Origin of the sequence: Micromonospora vulcania, assembly GCF_042658605.1 — a bacterium.
GTDB lineage: Bacteria > Actinomycetota > Actinomycetes > Mycobacteriales > Micromonosporaceae > Micromonospora > Micromonospora vulcania.
On sequence record NZ_JBHSQS010000047.1, the window covers coordinates 1 to 15,566 of the forward strand.

The 15,566-nt window shown below is 67.4% G+C and carries 16 protein-coding genes and 24 tRNA genes; 6 read left to right on the forward strand and 34 right to left on the reverse strand.

Annotation, left to right across the window (positions count from 1 at the left end):
• The first annotated feature begins 279 nt into the window (after positions 1-279).
• On the forward strand, positions 280-1,341 hold the full coding sequence (locus ACFQGL_RS31775; RefSeq protein WP_377516355.1) for an NAD(+)/NADH kinase: 1,062 nt from the start codon (positions 280-282) through the stop codon (positions 1,339-1,341).
• Positions 1,342-1,394: 53 nt separating this feature from the next.
• Here ACFQGL_RS31775 and ACFQGL_RS31780 read toward each other — a convergent pair whose 3' ends face one another.
• The 28 genes from ACFQGL_RS31780 to ACFQGL_RS31915 all read right to left on the reverse strand — a co-directional run bounded on the left by ACFQGL_RS31780 (position 1,395) and on the right by ACFQGL_RS31915 (position 6,691).
• Complete coding sequence (locus ACFQGL_RS31780; protein ID WP_377516356.1) at positions 1,395-1,877, reverse strand: SRPBCC family protein; 483 nt, start codon at positions 1,875-1,877, stop codon at positions 1,395-1,397.
• A 2-nt stretch (positions 1,878-1,879) separates the two neighbouring features.
• Positions 1,880-2,221 (reverse strand): ArsR/SmtB family transcription factor, encoded by a 342-nt coding sequence (locus ACFQGL_RS31785; protein ID WP_377516371.1) that lies wholly within the window; start codon positions 2,219-2,221, stop codon positions 1,880-1,882.
• Between the two features lie 217 nt (positions 2,222-2,438).
• Positions 2,439-2,509, reverse strand: a tRNA-Cys gene (locus tag ACFQGL_RS31790).
• A 9-nt stretch (positions 2,510-2,518) separates the two neighbouring features.
• A tRNA-Arg gene (locus tag ACFQGL_RS31795) sits at positions 2,519-2,592 on the reverse strand.
• Between the two features lie 5 nt (positions 2,593-2,597).
• Positions 2,598-2,681: transfer RNA gene (locus ACFQGL_RS31800), tRNA-Tyr, on the reverse strand.
• Positions 2,682-2,741: 60 nt separating this feature from the next.
• Positions 2,742-2,813, reverse strand: a tRNA-Val gene (locus ACFQGL_RS31805).
• A 5-nt stretch (positions 2,814-2,818) separates the two neighbouring features.
• Positions 2,819-2,905: transfer RNA gene (locus tag ACFQGL_RS31810), tRNA-Ser, on the reverse strand.
• A gap of 4 nt (positions 2,906-2,909) precedes the next feature.
• Positions 2,910-2,983 (reverse strand) — tRNA-Asn (locus ACFQGL_RS31815).
• Positions 2,984-2,987: 4 nt separating this feature from the next.
• A tRNA-Glu gene (locus tag ACFQGL_RS31820) sits at positions 2,988-3,062 on the reverse strand.
• Positions 3,063-3,068: 6 nt separating this feature from the next.
• A tRNA-Val gene (locus tag ACFQGL_RS31825) sits at positions 3,069-3,140 on the reverse strand.
• 5 nt (positions 3,141-3,145) lie between these two features.
• Positions 3,146-3,208: transfer RNA gene (locus tag ACFQGL_RS31830), tRNA-Gly, on the reverse strand.
• 15 nt (positions 3,209-3,223) lie between these two features.
• Positions 3,224-3,296 (reverse strand) — tRNA-Arg (locus ACFQGL_RS31835).
• Positions 3,297-3,300: 4 nt separating this feature from the next.
• A tRNA-Lys gene (locus tag ACFQGL_RS31840) sits at positions 3,301-3,374 on the reverse strand.
• Positions 3,375-3,378: 4 nt separating this feature from the next.
• A tRNA-Ser gene (locus ACFQGL_RS31845) sits at positions 3,379-3,464 on the reverse strand.
• A gap of 5 nt (positions 3,465-3,469) precedes the next feature.
• A tRNA-Pro gene (locus ACFQGL_RS31850) sits at positions 3,470-3,542 on the reverse strand.
• A gap of 5 nt (positions 3,543-3,547) precedes the next feature.
• Positions 3,548-3,620 (reverse strand) — tRNA-Arg (locus ACFQGL_RS31855).
• Position 3,621: 1 nt separating this feature from the next.
• Positions 3,622-3,698, reverse strand: a tRNA-Ile gene (locus tag ACFQGL_RS31860).
• Positions 3,697-3,769, reverse strand: a tRNA-Asp gene (locus tag ACFQGL_RS31865). The genes ACFQGL_RS31860 and ACFQGL_RS31865 overlap by 2 nt, the downstream gene beginning before the upstream one ends.
• Positions 3,770-3,866: 97 nt before the next feature.
• Positions 3,867-3,950: transfer RNA gene (locus tag ACFQGL_RS31870), tRNA-Leu, on the reverse strand.
• A 1-nt stretch (position 3,951) separates the two neighbouring features.
• Positions 3,952-4,026, reverse strand: a tRNA-Met gene (locus tag ACFQGL_RS31875).
• A gap of 111 nt (positions 4,027-4,137) precedes the next feature.
• Positions 4,138-4,213 (reverse strand) — tRNA-Gly (locus tag ACFQGL_RS31880).
• Positions 4,214-4,293: 80 nt separating this feature from the next.
• Positions 4,294-4,366 (reverse strand) — tRNA-Gly (locus tag ACFQGL_RS31885).
• Between the two features lie 17 nt (positions 4,367-4,383).
• A tRNA-Glu gene (locus tag ACFQGL_RS31890) sits at positions 4,384-4,457 on the reverse strand.
• A 127-nt stretch (positions 4,458-4,584) separates the two neighbouring features.
• Positions 4,585-4,657, reverse strand: a tRNA-Ala gene (locus ACFQGL_RS31895).
• 1 nt (position 4,658) lies between these two features.
• Positions 4,659-4,734 (reverse strand) — tRNA-Pro (locus ACFQGL_RS31900).
• A 108-nt stretch (positions 4,735-4,842) separates the two neighbouring features.
• Positions 4,843-4,915: transfer RNA gene (locus ACFQGL_RS31905), tRNA-Trp, on the reverse strand.
• Positions 4,916-5,237: 322 nt separating this feature from the next.
• Positions 5,238-5,465 carry a ferredoxin gene (locus ACFQGL_RS31910; protein WP_377516357.1) on the reverse strand — a complete coding sequence of 76 codons (228 nt, stop codon included), beginning with the start codon at positions 5,463-5,465 and terminating at the stop codon, positions 5,238-5,240.
• Positions 5,462-6,691, reverse strand: coding sequence for a cytochrome P450 (locus ACFQGL_RS31915; RefSeq protein ID WP_377516358.1), 1,230 nt, complete (start codon positions 6,689-6,691; stop codon positions 5,462-5,464). The genes ACFQGL_RS31910 and ACFQGL_RS31915 overlap by 4 nt, the downstream gene beginning before the upstream one ends.
• A 352-nt stretch (positions 6,692-7,043) precedes the next feature.
• Here ACFQGL_RS31915 and ACFQGL_RS31920 point away from each other — a divergent pair, with 352 nt between their 5' ends.
• A complete protein-coding gene (locus tag ACFQGL_RS31920) occupies positions 7,044-7,553 on the forward strand; it encodes a pyridoxamine 5'-phosphate oxidase family protein (RefSeq protein WP_377516359.1) in 510 nt (169 codons plus the stop codon).
• 299 nt (positions 7,554-7,852) lie between these two features.
• Complete coding sequence (locus ACFQGL_RS31925) at positions 7,853-8,215, forward strand: MarR family winged helix-turn-helix transcriptional regulator (protein ID WP_377516360.1); 363 nt, start codon at positions 7,853-7,855, stop codon at positions 8,213-8,215.
• Between the two features lie 41 nt (positions 8,216-8,256).
• On the opposite strand, the gene ACFQGL_RS31930 is transcribed toward ACFQGL_RS31925, so the two are convergent.
• Positions 8,257-8,898 carry an MBL fold metallo-hydrolase gene (locus ACFQGL_RS31930; RefSeq protein WP_377516361.1) on the reverse strand — a complete coding sequence of 214 codons (642 nt, stop codon included), beginning with the start codon at positions 8,896-8,898 and terminating at the stop codon, positions 8,257-8,259.
• Positions 8,899-9,008: 110 nt separating this feature from the next.
• Between ACFQGL_RS31930 and ACFQGL_RS31935 the strand changes: the two genes are divergently transcribed.
• The gene (locus ACFQGL_RS31935) at positions 9,009-9,299 is read left to right on the forward strand and encodes a hypothetical protein (RefSeq protein WP_377516362.1); all 291 of its coding nucleotides are present in this window, start codon (positions 9,009-9,011) and stop codon (positions 9,297-9,299) included.
• The gene (locus ACFQGL_RS31940; RefSeq protein ID WP_377516363.1) at positions 9,296-9,997 is read left to right on the forward strand and encodes a hypothetical protein; all 702 of its coding nucleotides are present in this window, start codon (positions 9,296-9,298) and stop codon (positions 9,995-9,997) included. Before ACFQGL_RS31935 ends, ACFQGL_RS31940 begins: the two co-directional genes overlap by 4 nt.
• 130 nt (positions 9,998-10,127) lie before the next feature.
• Here the strand turns inward: ACFQGL_RS31940 and ACFQGL_RS31945 are convergent, their stop codons facing one another.
• The 4 genes from ACFQGL_RS31945 to ACFQGL_RS31960 form a co-directional block, all read right to left on the reverse strand.
• Positions 10,128-11,450, reverse strand: a complete 1,323-nt coding sequence (locus ACFQGL_RS31945) for a hypothetical protein (protein WP_377516364.1) — start codon at positions 11,448-11,450, stop codon at positions 10,128-10,130.
• A gap of 238 nt (positions 11,451-11,688) precedes the next feature.
• Positions 11,689-12,981 (reverse strand): hypothetical protein, encoded by a 1,293-nt coding sequence (locus ACFQGL_RS31950; protein WP_377516365.1) that lies wholly within the window; start codon positions 12,979-12,981, stop codon positions 11,689-11,691.
• A gap of 117 nt (positions 12,982-13,098) precedes the next feature.
• On the reverse strand, positions 13,099-13,503 hold the full coding sequence (locus ACFQGL_RS31955) for a pentapeptide repeat-containing protein (protein WP_377516366.1): 405 nt from the start codon (positions 13,501-13,503) through the stop codon (positions 13,099-13,101).
• A gap of 182 nt (positions 13,504-13,685) precedes the next feature.
• Complete coding sequence (locus tag ACFQGL_RS31960) at positions 13,686-14,132, reverse strand: hypothetical protein (protein WP_377516367.1); 447 nt, start codon at positions 14,130-14,132, stop codon at positions 13,686-13,688.
• Positions 14,133-14,262: 130 nt separating this feature from the next.
• Here ACFQGL_RS31960 and ACFQGL_RS31965 point away from each other — a divergent pair, with 130 nt between their 5' ends.
• On the forward strand, positions 14,263-14,808 hold the full coding sequence (locus tag ACFQGL_RS31965; RefSeq protein WP_377516368.1) for a hypothetical protein: 546 nt from the start codon (positions 14,263-14,265) through the stop codon (positions 14,806-14,808).
• 70 nt (positions 14,809-14,878) lie between these two features.
• Here ACFQGL_RS31965 and ACFQGL_RS31970 read toward each other — a convergent pair whose 3' ends face one another.
• Positions 14,879-15,502: a hypothetical protein gene (locus tag ACFQGL_RS31970; RefSeq protein ID WP_377516369.1), complete on the reverse strand. Its 624-nt coding sequence runs from the start codon at positions 15,500-15,502 to the stop codon at positions 14,879-14,881.
• Positions 15,503-15,566 lie beyond the last annotated feature (64 nt).

A 15,566-nucleotide genomic window follows, 5' to 3' on the forward strand; every position in this document is an offset into this window, starting at 1 on the left:
AGGTCTGGATCAACAAACCAGAGCCGGAACCTCAAGCCGCATAACTCCCGCTGGCCTCAAATCCTTGACACGTTCCGAAGCGCGAGCCAACGTCCAGCGTGCGTCCGGTGACACGTAGCTGCGCAGGTGTGCCACCGCTAGACCTGAGTTCCCGTCGGCGCGCGCGGGTGCCGGTGATGACGGGCTGCCTCACGCCTTGACGTGGACCCTATACGTAGAGTGTTGCCGCAGTGTTCATCGTCAGAGGAAGTCGATAGCCGAGAGGGCGTGGAAAATCGGATGCTCGTTGCCGTCGTCGTACACCCGACCAGGCCCCAGGCCGCCGAGACAGCGGAAATGGTGTCGCGGATCTGCGCCGAGCACGGTGCCGCGTCGCAGGCACTGGACGTCTGGCAGGACGAGCAGAGCCCCGCTGACGTGCTGGCCGGCATGGCGCAGCGACCGCAGCTCGTCGTCACCATCGGCGGTGACGGAACCCTTCTGCGCGGGTTGGCCGTCGCCGTCGAGGCCGACGCACCGGTTCTCGGCGTGAAGGCCGGCCGGGTCGGATTCCTCACCCCGTTCGCAGCCACGGACCTGCCGAGGGTGCTCGGCGCCGCCCTCGCCGGACGCGCACCCACCCAGGAACGCATGCTGCTCACCCTGCGGGCGTCGCGACCGCTACACGTTCCATCGGAGCTTCGGACCCTGCTGCGCTACGGCCGTGGTCCCGATCCCGTCCCGCCCGTTCCCCGGCCGGGTACGCCCGATCAGGTGGGTTGGGGTGTCCCGTTGGGACTGAGCGCCCTCAACGACGTCGTGTTCGAAAAACTGGGCCGGGACCGGCAGACCAGCGTGGCGGTGTACCTGTCAGGGCGGCTGTTCGCCACCTACTCCGCCGACGGCGTCATGGTCGCCTCGCCGACGGGCTCCACCGCGTACTCCTTTGCTGCGGGCGGACCGGTCCTGTCGCCGCGCCTCAACGCCCTCGTATTCACCCCGGTCGCCCCGCACATGGCGTTCAACCGCAGCATGGTCACGGCTCCGGACGAACCCGTGGGTGTGCAAGTGCTCCCTCGATCAGGTCAGGTCGCTGTCGTCGTCGACGGGCGCGTACACGGCATCCTCGATCCCGGCGACTGGGTCGCCGTCTACCCTGCCCGCCGCCGTGCGAAGCTCATCGTCGCGGATGTTGACGACTTCTTCGGCCGGCTCCGGGACCAGTTCTCGCTGGCCGATGCTCCCGCCGCCCGGGCCGACACCGGCAGCGAACCACCACTGCTGGTCTACCGGCCGGACCTACCGGTACCGGAGGAGCTACAACACCTGCACCTGCCGATGGAGGAATCCGGTCCAGCCTGAGCGGCTCCCAGCCGAGGCGCATCCAGACAACGCTCGGGAGCGAATCTCGACGTTCAATTGCCCTCGGTGAACAGCTCGGCGTAGCGGGCCAGGTAGAGCGGCCAGCCTTCGTCGTGGGTAACGCCGTCGCGGACCGCGGGCCAGCCAGGGCCGTGCCGGTCGAGGTTGCGGTGCTCCAATTCGACCCGGGTGCGGTCCGGAGTTTCGGCGATGAAGGTGACCTCGACTTCGCTGGTGTGGTCGAGGTCGGTCTCGAGCTGCCAGGTTGGGCTGATGTCCCAGCTGAACACGACGCGCTTCGGGGGGTCGTAGGCCAGGACCCGTGCCCATCGGCATTCCTCGCCGTCGGCGCTGCGGTCGTAGATGTGGCCGCCGACTCTCGGTTCGAAGACGGTTTCGGCGGTCGCGGCGGCGAGCAGGGTGTGCTCGCGCGGTTTGAAGTCGCCGAACCGTTCGGTGAACACGGTGAATGCTCGCTCAATTGGTGCCTGCACGATGATGTGCCGGCGCACGACGACTGCGGTGGTGTCCGTCATGACTACTCCTCGGTGGGTTGTTCGGCGGCGTCCTGAAAGCCTTTGAGGGCGCGGTTCCAGTACGTGTCGAGCTGGTCGCGAAGGGCGGCGACGCCTGCGGGGTTCAGCCGGTAGACCCTGCGGGTGCCGGCGGCGCGGTCGGTAACGAGGCCGGCGTCTTTGAGCACTCTGAGGTGTTGGGAAACCGCCGGCCTGCTGACCGGCAGGACTTCCGCGAGTTCGCCGACGGCGCGGGGTCGTTCGGCCAGGCACGCGACGATGGCGCGTCTCGTTGGATCGCCGAGCGCGTCCCATCCATCACCAGGTTGGTAAGCCACCACGAACGGTAAGTTACTACTTACCAGACTCGGATTCAAGCATGCCGTTCCCGGGTCAGCCCGCAGCCGAGATCCCACCTAACTCCGCAGGTACCAGCGTCCTGATCGGCGGGCTGGGTGTCCACACCTGCGCGCGGAACCACGGGTTCAGTCTTCGGGCGGCGCCAACACCACCGGCTCGGCGCTGCTCACACAGGTGAGATCGTTGCTGGTGACGCTCGCTGTCCGCAGTGGATGGCAGTCGAGGCCGTGACCGGAATCGAACCGGCGTAAGCGGTTTTGCAGACCGCTCCCTCACCACTCGGGCACACGACCAGGCAGAAGCGCCCGCGGAGGGAATCGAACCCCCGGACACCCAGCTCCGGAAGCTGGTGCTCTACTCCCTGAGCTACGCGGGCATGCGTGGGAGTGGAGAGATTCGAACTCCCTGAGCGCGAACGCACCGGGGTTACAGCCCGGCCCACCTCACCATCGGTGGCGCACTCCCTTGGGGTGACTCCGGCGCTCCACCGCTGAGCTACAGCCACAACTTCGGCCTGGTGGCCAGTGCCCGCGGAAGGTGTCGAACCTCCGACCCCCTGGGTGTGGACCAGGTGCTCTCCCGTTGAGCTACGCGGGCGTACGCGGAAGGGATGGGATTCGAACCCACGAGGAGACTTGCGCCCCCTACACCGTTTCCAACGGTGTCCCCGTGACCGCCGGGACCCCTCCATTGCTCCGACGACTGGACTCGAACCAGTACCTGTACGGATTAACAGTTCGCTGCCCTACCGATTGGGCGACGCCGGATCGGTCGCGCGTGCGGAATTCGAACCCACTTCACCAGCTTGAAAGGCTAGGGGCCGGCCCATCCATAACCGAACGCGCGTCTGCGTGCCCCGAGCTGGTGTCGAACCAGCGGCCTTCGGCTTGTCGAGCCGACGCTCTCCCGCTGAGCTACCGGGGCGGGAGTGGGGGCGGGATTCGAACCCGCGATGTCCGGATTGGAAGTCCGGAGCCCAGCCATCAGGCACCGGCGGCATCGTGCTGCGCCCCGCGCTGGACTCGAACCAGCGACACCCGCTTTAGGAGTGCGGTGCTCTATCAGCTGAGCTAGCGGGGCACGTTGGTACGCCGCCGGAGGATCGAACTCCGGTCCCCGGATTAAGAGTCCGGTGCTAAGCCACTCAGCTAGCGGCGCACGGCGGTGAGGGAGGGAGTCGAACCCCCAAGGCCTTGCGGCCCTGTCCGCTTTCGAGGCGGCGCCCGTCACCTGTCGGGTGGCCTCACCATGACTCGGGACGGCCGAGCGCGAACCGACGGCCTCCGGTCCCCCAGACCGGCGCGCTACCGACTGCGCTACCTCCCGATGCGTGCCCCCGGCGCGATTCGAACGCGCGACCCCCAGATCCGTAATCTGGTGCTCTATCCGCTGAGCCACGGGGGCATGGTGTCGTCGGGGGGAGTTGAACCCCCGATCTCTGCGTTATCAGCGCAGTGCCTTAACCAGCTTGGCCACGACGACCTGACGGCGGGACTCGAACCCGCGACCGCCTCGCTGACAACGAGGTGCTCAAGCCGCTGAGCTACGCCAGCATGGGACCGGCCAGCGGCCGGCGAGTGAATTCGGGCGGAGACGAACCGGTTCTCCCTGTGTACCCCAGGGCGACTCCACTCCGCCGTCGGCCATGCGTGCGCTCGGGGGGACTCGAACCCCCACGCCCTTCGGCACACGGGTCTGAGCCGTGCGTGTCTACCTGAGTTCCACCACGAGCGCGTGGTGCCGACGCCCGGTGTCGATCCGGGGGCCTTCCGGTTATGAGCCGGATGCTCTGCCGTTGAGCTACATCGGCATAGAGGGCCAGCGGGGCATTGATGGGGACCCGGTGCGGCGGTCCCAGGTCGGCGATGAGGACGAGAACGGCGTCCACCGGGTCCTCCTTTCCCTCGTGGCCGTTGGTGCTTGGAGCGGCTGACCCGGATCGAACGGGCGACCTCGACGTTGGCAACGTCGCGCTCTACCAGCTGAGCTACAACCGCGTGGATCCGTCGGCCGGAGTCGAACCGGCGACCTGCTCCCTACCAGGGAGTTGCGTGCGCAGAGCATCCCGGAACGGTTGAGCGGTCGGCGGGCACCGACCCCGCTTCTTCGGTTTGGAAGACCGACGTGTCCGCCAAGTTCACCACGACCGCATGGCATTTCGCTTGCGTAGGCCGTACGGGGCTCGAACCCGTAACCTCCTGGCTGAGAACCAGGTGAGCTGCCAGCTTGCTCCAACGGCCCAGGAGCTGGCGGGGATCGTGGTCGCGTGCCCACGATCGCCGCCAGCGCGCCCTCCCCCGACTCGAACGGAGCACTCGCGGACTTCACTGCCGCGCGCTACCGGTTACACCAGGAGGGCATGAATGCGTGGAGAAGAAGGGATTCGAACCCTCGACCTCCGGTCTGCCGAACCGGCGCTCTCCCAGCTGAGCTACAACCCCATGGTCCGGGACCGGGGTGTCGAACCCCGTGTCTCTCGCTCCCAAAGCGAGCGGGTCAGCCGTCTCCCTCGTCCCGGAGGTGGTGCCCCCGGCCGGCCCAGGCAGGCGCCGGCCGGGGTTTGCTTATGCCATCCACTGTGGAGTTGAAAACCTGCAACGCCGCCGACCGCAGCCGGGACGAGAAGCAGGGGCGGCAGGAATCGAACCTGCAACCTTCGGTTTTGGAGACCGGTGCTCTACCAGTTGAGCTACGCCCCTATGAAGTTGTTCCAGTAACGAGAAAGCCGCCCTATCCCTGTCCGGGTGGGCGGCTTCGCAGCTTGCGCTGGCGCTATTCGCACCGCCACCCCGGCTTCCAGTTCTGCTCACTTGCGCAGAGATCGTGGGCTCGCCCAATTGAGGGCAGCACGACACCGCCGCGCGGTATGAACCGCGTGGTCACGGTGTAGGCGTACTGCAACACGGGGAACTCCTTGGGTTTGTCGGGACGGCCTTGCTCATTCAAGGTAGGTGCTGCGCCGATCGGATGGCAATGGATATTCCGAGCCACGCGGGGTCTTCCCCCGGGCTCCACTTCGGGTCACTCCTGCGGCGCGATCAGCCGATCATCGGTGACGTCGCGGACCGTGATCGCCTCCACCGGGCACGAGTCGGCCGCGTCGAGGATCACCTCGGCCGGGGCGACGACGTCGGCCAGCGGCGCGGACAGGCCGCCGACCAGGCGGAAGTGCTCGGGCGCGGTACCGGCGCAGATGCTCGTGCCGATGCAGCGGCGTGAGTCCACCCCGATCCGCCACTCGGTACTCACCAGGCCACCGGCATGCCAAGAAGGCCCCGCACCAACATGCCACGCTTCCACTCCAGCTCGGCTTCCGTTACGGCGAGCCGCAGTCCAGGCAGGCGAGTCACGAGGGTGGCGACGGCGACCTGCAGTTCCATGCGGGCCAACTGCGCGCCGACGCAGTGGTGTACACCGTGCCCGAAGCCCAGGTGCGGGTTCTGCTCGCGGTCGAGATCCAACCGGTCCGGGTCGGCGAAGACGGTACCGTCCCGATTCGCCGACGACAGTGAGCCGAGAACCGGCTCACCTGCTCGGACCAGCACCCCGCCGACCTCGACGTCCTCCTTGGCGTACCGGGCGAAGGAGGAGCCGACGCCGAGCGGCACGTACCGCAACAGTTCCTCGACCGCGGCCGGCACCAGCGACGGGTCGGCCCGCAGCCGAGCGAGCTGGTCCGGATTGTGCAGCAGGACGTAGATGAAGTTGGGGATCTGGGTCACCGTGGTCTCGTGGCCGGCCGCGAGCAGCCCTCCGGCCAGCTCCACCAGCTCGGTCTCGCTGAGCCGATCCTGATTCTCGTCGCGGGCCCGCACCAACGCGCCAAGCAGGTCGTCGATCCCCGGCTCGCGGCGGCGCTCCGCGACCAAATCACCTATGTAGCCCCAGAGATTGTTCAGATACTCCTGAATCGTCTCCATGGGCAGGGAGGTGGTCGAGACGATCGCCTCGGACCAGAGGTGGAAGCGGTCGCGGTCGGCGTACGGGACCCCGAGCAGCTCGCAGATCACCTGGATCGGCAGCGGCGTGGCGACGTGCTCCACCAGGTCGGCCGGGGGACCGAGGCGGACCAGGTTGTCGACCAGTACGTCGGCGATCTGGTGGGTTCGGGGTCGCAGCGCCTCCACCCGACGTGCCGTGAACGCCTTCGCCACCAGCCGGCGCAGCCGAGTGTGATCGGGCGGGTCCATGGTCAGCATGCCGCTGTACTGCTGGCGCGGGGTGAGCCTGGGCTCGTCGCGCTGGACGGCCGGGGCGCGGCCGAACCGCACGTCACCGAGGACCGTACGGACGTCCTCGTACCGGGTGGCGAGCCAGGCCTCCTCGCCGTAGGGGAGCTTTACCCGGGTCATCGGCTCGTGCTCGCGCAGCTCGCCATAGGTCGGATCGACGACGAGGCCGTCGGGCACGCTGAACGGGTACGGCCGGGCCGGCGGAACGGTTCGGCTCCCGGTGGTCTGCGCGCTCCCTGTCATCCGGATTCCCTTCGTCGAGACGGCGTGATCCTCCGGCCGACACCACGTTCGTAGCGGCACCGGATTGCCAGCGTCCAGGGCTTGCGGCCAACGAACATCGACGCTCAGTAATCTTCCGACATCGGATCGTAGCGGGAGACGTCGATGATCGCCATGGAGGCTGGTCCGCGTCCGGACCCGACAGCGCTCTCGTGGCGAACCGCCTGCGGGGCCTCGTCCTCGACGACCAGCCACCTACGGGCGGGGCGAGAACGAACACCGGATGATCCCGGGCCAGGGCAGGTCCTGCCGATCTTGGTAGCCGATGGGCAGGCTAGGTGGGTAGGGTGCCCGCCATGATCGAGGACGCCGCATGCCGTTGACGAATCCGTGGCTGGCCGGGCCCACGCCGGCGAAGCGGCTCGATCCTGAACGGCTTGAAGAGCGCATTCTCAACCTGCTTTCGTCGCAGAACATGTGCGTGCTCGCGACCACGGGTCCGGACGGGCCGCTGGCCACCCCGGTGCGGTACTACTCGCTCGACTTCGCGGTGCTGTTCACGGCCGCGCCGCGTTCACCGAAGATGCGGAACATCGCCGCCGATCCGCGGGTGTCCGTCGGGATATTCGCGCCGCTGGTCGGGCTGGCCAGCAGCCGCGGCGCTCAGCTGTTCGGAGCTGCCAGAGTGCTCGACCCAGGCCATCCGGAGCGTGCGCACTACTGGGAGGCGTTCCGATGGGAGAACGAGCACGCCGAGCGCGGGCGACTGCTGTCCGAGCCTCCCGAGGACACCCTGGTGGTCGTCGAGGCCGAGCGGATCGTCTATACCGAGCACTGGCTGCGACGGGAAGGGTTCGCACCCCGCCAGTTCTGGCGTCGCTGATACCCCCGACGAACCGCCTGCTCCTGGCCAGGGCGCAGGACGTGGCGCTCTACGACCTCCGACGTCGCCGCGCCGTCTCGGACCGACGCTCCGAGATGGAAGGCTGCTGTGTTGACGTTGAATCGCTCCGACGGGCTATGACTTCGAGGTCCGCCAGGACCCGGAAAACCGGCGTAGGGGCGAAGCACAGCTACGCGGCGCACACTTGTACAGCTCCGTTGTACGGTCGTGCCGTGGCCGTGGATGAACATCAGTACCAGGATCTAGCTGAGGCGCTACGTGAAGCTGTCGGCCGATTCGTGCGATCCACCCGCACGGAGACCAAGACTCTGCTCACGCCTCGGGCCGAGGTTCTCGGACAGCTCGTGCGGAACGGCCCGCAGACCATCGCCGAACTCGCGGCCCGACGCGGCGTACGACATCAGACCATGAGCCGGATGGTCGGTGACCTGGAGCAACTCGGCTTGGCCGACCGGGCACCGAACCCGGCGGACGCGCGCGGTTTCGTCATCTCCCTCACCGAGGCCGGGCAGGCAGCCGTGGACGCGGACCGCGCCGCCCGCCGCGACTGGCTCGCGCAGGCGATCGCCCTGCGACTCGACGAGGACGATCGTGAGGCCCTCGCTCACATCCCGCAGCTGCTCACGAAACTCGTCGAGTAGCAGCGCCGCCACTACCGGCCCCGGCGAGTACGACAATCGCCTCACACGGCGGAGGACTCACCTTCGGGAAGGATTTCGAGCGGGAGGCCGGTCAGTCCCTCTTCGCCGAGTAGCCGTCGAGCCGAGGTCTGCCCGAGCTCGCTGAGCATCAGCTCATGCACCTGAATCATCCTGGCCGGACGTACCGCCCGGACAAACTCGGCGGCCTCGCCGAGCTTGGTCCACGGGCCACTCGTGGGCAACAGCAGCGTCTCGACCTTCGCGTCCGGCACCGCGTAGGAGTCTCCAGGATGGAAGACCCGACCTTGGACCAGATAGCCGACGTTGTCCACGATTGGAATGTCCTCGTGGATCACGGCATGCCGTTCGCCGTGCACCTCGACCTCAAATCCGGCAACCTCCAGACGATCGCCGGCACGGACGGTTACGACCTGCCCGCCGCGGTCTCCCAGCTCCTGCCGAACAGCGGCCGGCCCGTACACCGTCAGCTCTGGCCGCCGATCGAGCTCCAACGCGACGGCGGCACGGTCGAAGTGGTCGAAGTGCTCGTGCGTCACGAGGATGGCGGTCGCGCCCGAGATCAGCTCTGCGGCATTCGGCGTGAACGTCCCGGGATCGATGAGCAGAACGCCGCCCCGGTCGGCGAAGGTCACACAAGCGTGAGCATGTTTGGTGAGCAACACGGCATCTCCTACGAATTCCCCTCCGAGCTATACAGCAATACTGTACACCTGTCCGCGGTGCGGAAGATCAAGCCTGCTGTCGGCTGGCGTTGGCCATAAGATCCACTTCTATGGTCCGCACCACGCCCCCGCGCCCCCTGGACATCACCGCGCTCTTCCCCGAACTGCGGGAGCATTCGCTCACCGCTACCCGCCTGCATCCCCGACCCGGCGCTCCGACCGTTACGGACAGCTCGGTCGGCGGACCGCTGCTGTGGCCAGCCGACGAGGTATGGCCGGTCTGCGACGACGCCGGGGCGCACGAGCCATGGAACCTGACGACCCCGGCCGCCCTGCACCGCAGGCGGGAGATCCTCGCGACCACAGAAGCCCGCGAGCCGCTGCCGGGCGGGAATTCTTGACTGCGGACGAGCGGGCCGAGCTCGATGCGGCCGACGCTCTGGACCTGGACGACCTGATCGAGGATCCCATCCCTCTGGTCCCGGTCGCGCAGCTGTATCGACGAGATATCCCGGACTACGCCGGTCCGGACGGCACCGACCTGCTCCAGGTGCTGTGGTGCCCGGTGGACCACTCGAACCGGCACTACAGCCCTCGCGTCTTTCTCTACTGGCGCGACAGTTGCGCCGTCGGCCCGCTGCTCGAAGTGCCTCCCAAGCCGCCGGTGATCAGCGACATGTACCTGCCGGTTCCGTGTGTGGTGCACCCCGAGCAGGTCCGTGAGTACCAATACGCGGATCTGCTCCCCGATGACCTACGCGAGCGGCTCGATGAGTGGGATGACGGCGTGGACGAGAGCCGCCCCCATTATCAGAGCGACTTGTCGCTGGCGCCGGGATGGAAGGTCGGAGGGTACGCGAACTGGTCACTGACCGATCCGTACCCGATGGATTGTGCTGCCTGCGGCACCACGATGGCCTTGATTCTCACCGTCGGTTCGGGCGACTGGAACGGCATGCATTGCAGCTGGCGCCCGTCCGAGGAGAACCCGACCGCGTCCCCGGACACCGTCGGCGTGCAGATCGGGCGTGGCTACTCGCTGTACACCTTCCGCTGCCCCGAATCATTCGATCATCCCCCGGCCACCGCTATGCAGTGACGCGGTCCCCTCACGGCCTGCCGGCCGCCGGAGAGCGACATCGATGCTGCTCAGCAACCGGGCCGGAACGCCGCTGCGTGAGTTCTTCACCACCGTGCTCCGTGTGTGCCGTTCCTCTGAAGGTGCCGGGTCAGCCCGCCTGCCCACCGAAGCGGGCCCGGATATCGCTCGGGTAGGACCCCTTCTGCCAGATGACCGAGAATCGGCCCGTCGGGCTGGACGCCGGCTGCGCGTAGCGCCCGTCCGGGGCGAGGATCTCGGCCGCTCCGAACGCGCCGTCCTGCCCGATGGTCCTGGCGTGGACCTGGCTGGTCGAGAAGTCCGGGCTGGGCGCCTGCCAGGTGATGAGTCCGTCGCCGTCGTCGTCCAGGGCGACCTTCGGCCAGTCGCCGGCACCGAGCCTGGTGACCGTGCCGAGGGCGCCGGTGCTGGAGATCGAGCGGGCGAAGACCTGCGTGCCGCCGGAGGTCCAGCGGCCCCAGGTCAGCACCGCGTCACCGTCGAGGTCGCCGGCGAGTTCGTCGAAGAGGCTCAGCTCGTGGGCGGCCGGCGACACGCTGATGACGCTGCCCAACGTGTCGGTGTGGCTGTAGTGCCGCACGCGCAGGCGAGGCGGCTCACCCGCCTTCGACCACCGGTAGCTGATCACCGCGTCCCCGTCCCGGTCCAGGGCGACCGAGACACTGGCGTACCTGACGTCGGTGCCCGCCCCGGCGATCGCGCGCAGGGCGGAGACCCCCTCCGGGCGGACCCGGCGTGCGACGACCCGCTCGTAGTTCTCCGTCCAGGCAACGAGGGCGGTTCCGGTGCGGTCGACGGCCACGACCGGCTGGTCGGCACCGACGCCAAGGGTCAGCTCCGCGCCGAGCGAGCTGTCCGCGCCGAAGTAGCGGGCCTTCGTCGTGTACGCGCCGTCACGGATCTCCGTCCAGGTGACCAGCGCCAGACCCGAGGGATCCACCGCGACGGCCGGACTGATGGCGCTCCACGGCGCGATCGTGCGCAGCGGGCCCAGTTCACCGGTCGCGGACACCCGACGGCCCGCCACGAGACCGTCCTGTGTCCACACCACCGCGGAGTCGCCGTCATCGTCGGACGCGACCTTGGGCCAGGACGCGGACGCGCCGAGCGGCGAGAGCGTCTGGACCGGCCCCCACACGCCGTCGACCGACGCGGTCTGCGCCTTGACCTGGTCGTAGCAGCCGCTCGCGTTGCTGTCACAGCCAGCCCAGGCGAGCAGCGAATCGCCCTGCCGGTCGACCGCGACGAAGGGTTGATCCTGCCCGCTCCAACCAGCCTCCGACACGACCTGGATCGGGGACCACGTGGCCGCCCACGCGGGTGCCGGAATCGCGGCCAACACGGCCAATGCGCCGACCACGCCGGCGGTGAGCTGTCGCGTACGCCGTCGGGTCGCTGATCTGTCTGCTCCGCCCACCGTCGCCCCCTCCATCGATGAACATCCTTGATCCAGGGCATGATGCCATCGACTCGGCTGTGCCGCTCGCCGGAAGCGGATATGCGAAAGACCCCCGACCGGATGCTCCGGCCGAGGTCGTTCCCGACTCTCTATCCGGTAAGGGGTTGATCAGCCCTGACGGCTCGCAACGGGCGGCTGCGCCACCCGTCCCTCGTAGGTCGCGGCCGTCCGAGCTGCCACCGCTACCACGGCCCGCCTTAGATCCAGCGACTTAGGGTCGCTCGGCGCACAGCTCTGGCGGGGCCGGCCGATTGGGCCAGAGCACCTGCTGGAGAACACTCCTGTCGCGCTGCACGGTCGACAGGAATGAGAGTCGCTCGTTGTGGCTCTGCTGGTCCAACAATCGATTCCAGAAGTCTGCTGTCATGCCCAGGGGCAGCGCCGGGCAGACGGCACGGGCTTGGACGGTGCTGTTCCGGAGGATGACGATCTGGCCATCCGGAGTCAGCAGCTGAGTGTGCTCCTCGCCGACATCAAGCACGTAGGCGGTAGTCGTCGCGACCCGTGGCGCCAGTTCCACCGTCTCCAGCGGCATCCAGTCGAAGGTGAGAGCGCCGACGATCGCGATGACCAAGGGCACGATGAGGGCGTCCCAGAAAACCGGGTAGGCATCACCGAGGTACGGAAACCGCAACCGGCGCGGCCGGAGACGCATCCACCAGCCTTCCCGATCGTGACTGCGTGGCACTCGAGCGTGCCTGTCTGCATAGCGAGCCCAACTCCGTCTTGTCCACAGATCGCCGACCTTCACCAGCCCGTACGCGATCACACCGGCGATGGCCACCGGCTGCCAGGCAGCGGGCGGCACGAGAAGGACGGGAAGCAAGAAAGCGAGCGCCCCCAACAGCGAACTCGCTCGGTACCGCAGCCGTTGGTGGACTTCGCTGCTGTTGTCATATGACAGGTCGCCGTGCGCGACGACACGGCGGAGCGCAAACAGGAATATCGCGCAATAAGTGACCATCCAAAACAGATAACCACTCAAGAGGGCGAAGATATTGACGTTACGCAAAATGGTGAACATTGTCTGCGGATCACCGTGCGCGAGGACGTAGGAACGCGCGACCGCGACTATCGCCGGAGCGCCAGCGATGGCAAGGCCACCGATCCAACCCGAAACGCCCAAGTAGAGCCGCCCCGCCGCCTCGCGCTGGCTTCTTTCATGATCGTTTCGGAGCCGCATGAGGAACTCTGATTCCTCGATCGATTCGCCCCGCCTCGACAAGGTCAACTCATCATCAGTTACCGGGCTATCCCCCGCACCGGAGAACGGGTCGTCGCGAAATTCGTCGTTGTCGGGATCGTGGTAGTCGAACGCCCGGCCCCCGCGGTCGGCGGGGTCATCCACCCAGGATTCTGAATCGAGCGGGTAATACGCGAGGGGTTCCTCATCGTTCCGCGCCGATGCTCTCTCCGGCCAGGGGCTACGTTCACGCGCCTCCGGGACCAGCGGGTCGGCGAAGTAGAAGGACTCATCGTCTTGGTCCCGCGCTGGACGGTCCATCAGCACACCCCACACTCGACACCAGTTGCCGCGTGACCCGTTCAGTATGCGCAGCTAGGACAACTCGGCTGCATCCACTCGATGGGACAGGGTCGCTGCCGGATGGGGGCGACGGGTTCATCGCGTCCACGGATTCGGCGGAGTGGTCGGGCAACACCCGGCGATGCCGGGTCCATTCCGGGCACTCGTCCTCAGATCGGCGTCAACCAGCTCAATCTGGCCCAACTCTGCCCCGGTCAGGTCTGTGGAGTGCAGGTCGGCGCCACGCAGCCGGGCGCCGTGCAGGTCCGCGTCAGGCAGATCGACCTCGCCCAGGTCGGTTTCAGGCATGTGGGCGTTGCCCAGGCCAAGAAGCGTGCCGGACAGATCAACCCGACTATTCGCCTCGTCGTCCGGGGCGGGACGCCGGCCGAGAACGGTGACCGCAGCTCGAACGTCCAGCGGCGACGACGGCACTGTCTCGGGCACCGGATCAGGCTGGGGAACGTTGGTACGCACGAACACGGCCAGCACCTCGATCACCGGGCGATCGCCGGCACCGTGTTCCCTCCGGCCAAGGCGAGCACGAGAAGCAGCTGTTGACCTTCCTGACCGCTCAGCTGCCGAACGCGTACGGGTTCTGCCACCGCCACAGCCTGACCGCCCTGGGAAGCCACCCGCCCGGCAGGCGCAACGGCGTGTCAACCAACACCCTGAATGCTGGCCTATGCTCCAGCGTCCTCGTCATACGGGCCGGCAAGCGTCTCGATCGCTAAGGGCAGCGGCTCTGGTTCCTCCCGAGTGAAGCCCGTCAAGCACTCCGAGGGCTCATCTCCCTTGCTCACCGCGTCGATATACGCCTTGGCATTCCGCAAGCTCATCCGCGGCGCCTGCTCGCGGACGTACCGCAGCGCCGCCATCCTGTCCCCACGCTGAACAAGGGCACAGACTTCGGCGAGCAGCGGATCCGGGCCTGACGCCTTGTACTGCGCGTCGCCGGGGCAGGTCTCTGTGAGTGCGACGGTCCAGTCGCTCTGGCCGTCGAGCAGGAGTGCTCGTCCGTCAGCGAATACAAGCTGCACCGGCCCAACACTGAGTTCCACCGGTTCGTCTGACCGACGCCAGGCCAGCCGCACGACTTTCACGAGCCTGCGACCGATCAGCGCGTCCACCGCGACGCTCCTGCCTGATACGCACGTCACCGGCCATCCTGGCACCCAAAGCAGCACATGCTCATCGGCTACTTGTCGGTGTCACCCCTCGTGGATAGGCCACAGGACGGATGACGAGTAGGTTCGGCACATGCCGGCCGACCGCGATTACTGCGAGCATCGCATCATGGCCCTCGCCGGACTCTGCTCGAACGCACGCAGCCTGATCGGGCTTTCGGCTGTCTGCCTGGCCGTCGCGGCGGTCATCAGCGTCGCCCCGAGCTCGGCTGTACCTGAACGCCGCGACTGGCGACCACCAACCGGCTATGTCCTGGCCGACACGGTCTCGCTCGACGACAAGCACACGTTACGGCTCTGGACCGGGCCTTCCGGCTGGTATGTCGAAAGCATGCTGTCCGGCCGGCACCAGGCAGCCGTCGGAGCAGGACGCGGCGGCGACCAGCCCAGCGTGAGTGAAGTCCTCAATGGACTAGTGGGCCAACTGTCCACCGCTGGCGCGGCGGCTGTCGTGGTCGGGTCGCCTACCCCTGTGCGTGCCCCGGTTCACTCTGGGGTGTTCCTCGTCCCTACCTCGGTGATCAGATCGACCGATCGGGCAGTTCCGGTGACGCCACTCGACGTCAATGGAAAACCCCTCGCTGCGGAAACTCTCGTAGAGGTCGCTGGACGCGGCTGACGGCCTACGTCCCAGAGGTTCGGTACCCGTAGCTCAAGAAGGATGGTGATCAAGGGCCGGGCTGATGCACTCAGTTGGCGGCGTCGGGGGGCACGTACCAGTCGCCGAGTGCCTGGCGTAGGCCGTACAGGAGGATGCTCGCCGCGATCGATGTCGCTATCGCGATGAGCAGGCCCACGTACCACCGGTCCCGCGGGTCACGGCCATTCGAGTCCGGCGGGGGCGTGACCGCGGGATGCCAGGGGCGTTCCCGGGCGAGCCACCAAATCAGTCCCAGGCCCAGCGGCGCCCCCGTGAGCACCCAGAACCAGAACCATCGGGTACCTCGAGCCGGGTTGGGTCCGAAAAGGAGCACGGCCAGGACGCTGAGCACGAGCAGCACTGGCAGCCCCCGCACCGGAGTCGGGGAGTCCACGCCCTGCCAGCGCGGTTGCAGGTTCGCCGACTGCAATTCCTGGTCGAAAGCGGCGGCCTGCGCGCCGGAGTACTGCACCCCATCGAACGAATCCGGCAGGACAGGCCCGGCAGAGCCACGGTCGAACTCGGCGTAGTGCACCCGCCAGTTATCGGTACGCCAGACAAACAGAGGCCCGGAACGACCGCTGAACCGCAGCCGCCGATCATTGGTCCAGCCCCACCGGCCAGTGCTGTTCCACCCCTCGGCCCACTGGTAGGTCAGCACGGAACGTGTCAAGGATTTGAGGCCAGCGGGAGTTATGCGGCTTGAGGTTCCGGCTCTGGTTTGTTGATCCAGACCT

What these genes read in the sequence shown, in the direction of transcription:
- ACFQGL_RS31775 (WP_377516355.1), top strand. Translation starts at nt 280, where the DNA reads ATGCTCGTTGCCGTCGTCGTACACCCGACCAGGCCCCAGGCCGCCGAG.
- ACFQGL_RS31780 (WP_377516356.1), bottom strand. Translation starts at nt 1,877, where the DNA reads ATGACGGACACCACCGCAGTCGTCGTGCGCCGGCACATCATCGTGCAG.
- ACFQGL_RS31915 (WP_377516358.1), bottom strand. Translation starts at nt 6,691, where the DNA reads ATGACAGGGAGCGCGCAGACCACCGGGAGCCGAACCGTTCCGCCGGCC.
- ACFQGL_RS31920 (WP_377516359.1), top strand. Translation starts at nt 7,044, where the DNA reads ATGCCGTTGACGAATCCGTGGCTGGCCGGGCCCACGCCGGCGAAGCGG.
- ACFQGL_RS31935 (WP_377516362.1), top strand. Translation starts at nt 9,009, where the DNA reads ATGGTCCGCACCACGCCCCCGCGCCCCCTGGACATCACCGCGCTCTTC.
- ACFQGL_RS31945 (WP_377516364.1), bottom strand. Translation starts at nt 11,450, where the DNA reads ATGGAGGGGGCGACGGTGGGCGGAGCAGACAGATCAGCGACCCGACGG.
- ACFQGL_RS31950 (WP_377516365.1), bottom strand. Translation starts at nt 12,981, where the DNA reads ATGGACCGTCCAGCGCGGGACCAAGACGATGAGTCCTTCTACTTCGCC.
- ACFQGL_RS31965 (WP_377516368.1), top strand. Translation starts at nt 14,263, where the DNA reads ATGCCGGCCGACCGCGATTACTGCGAGCATCGCATCATGGCCCTCGCC.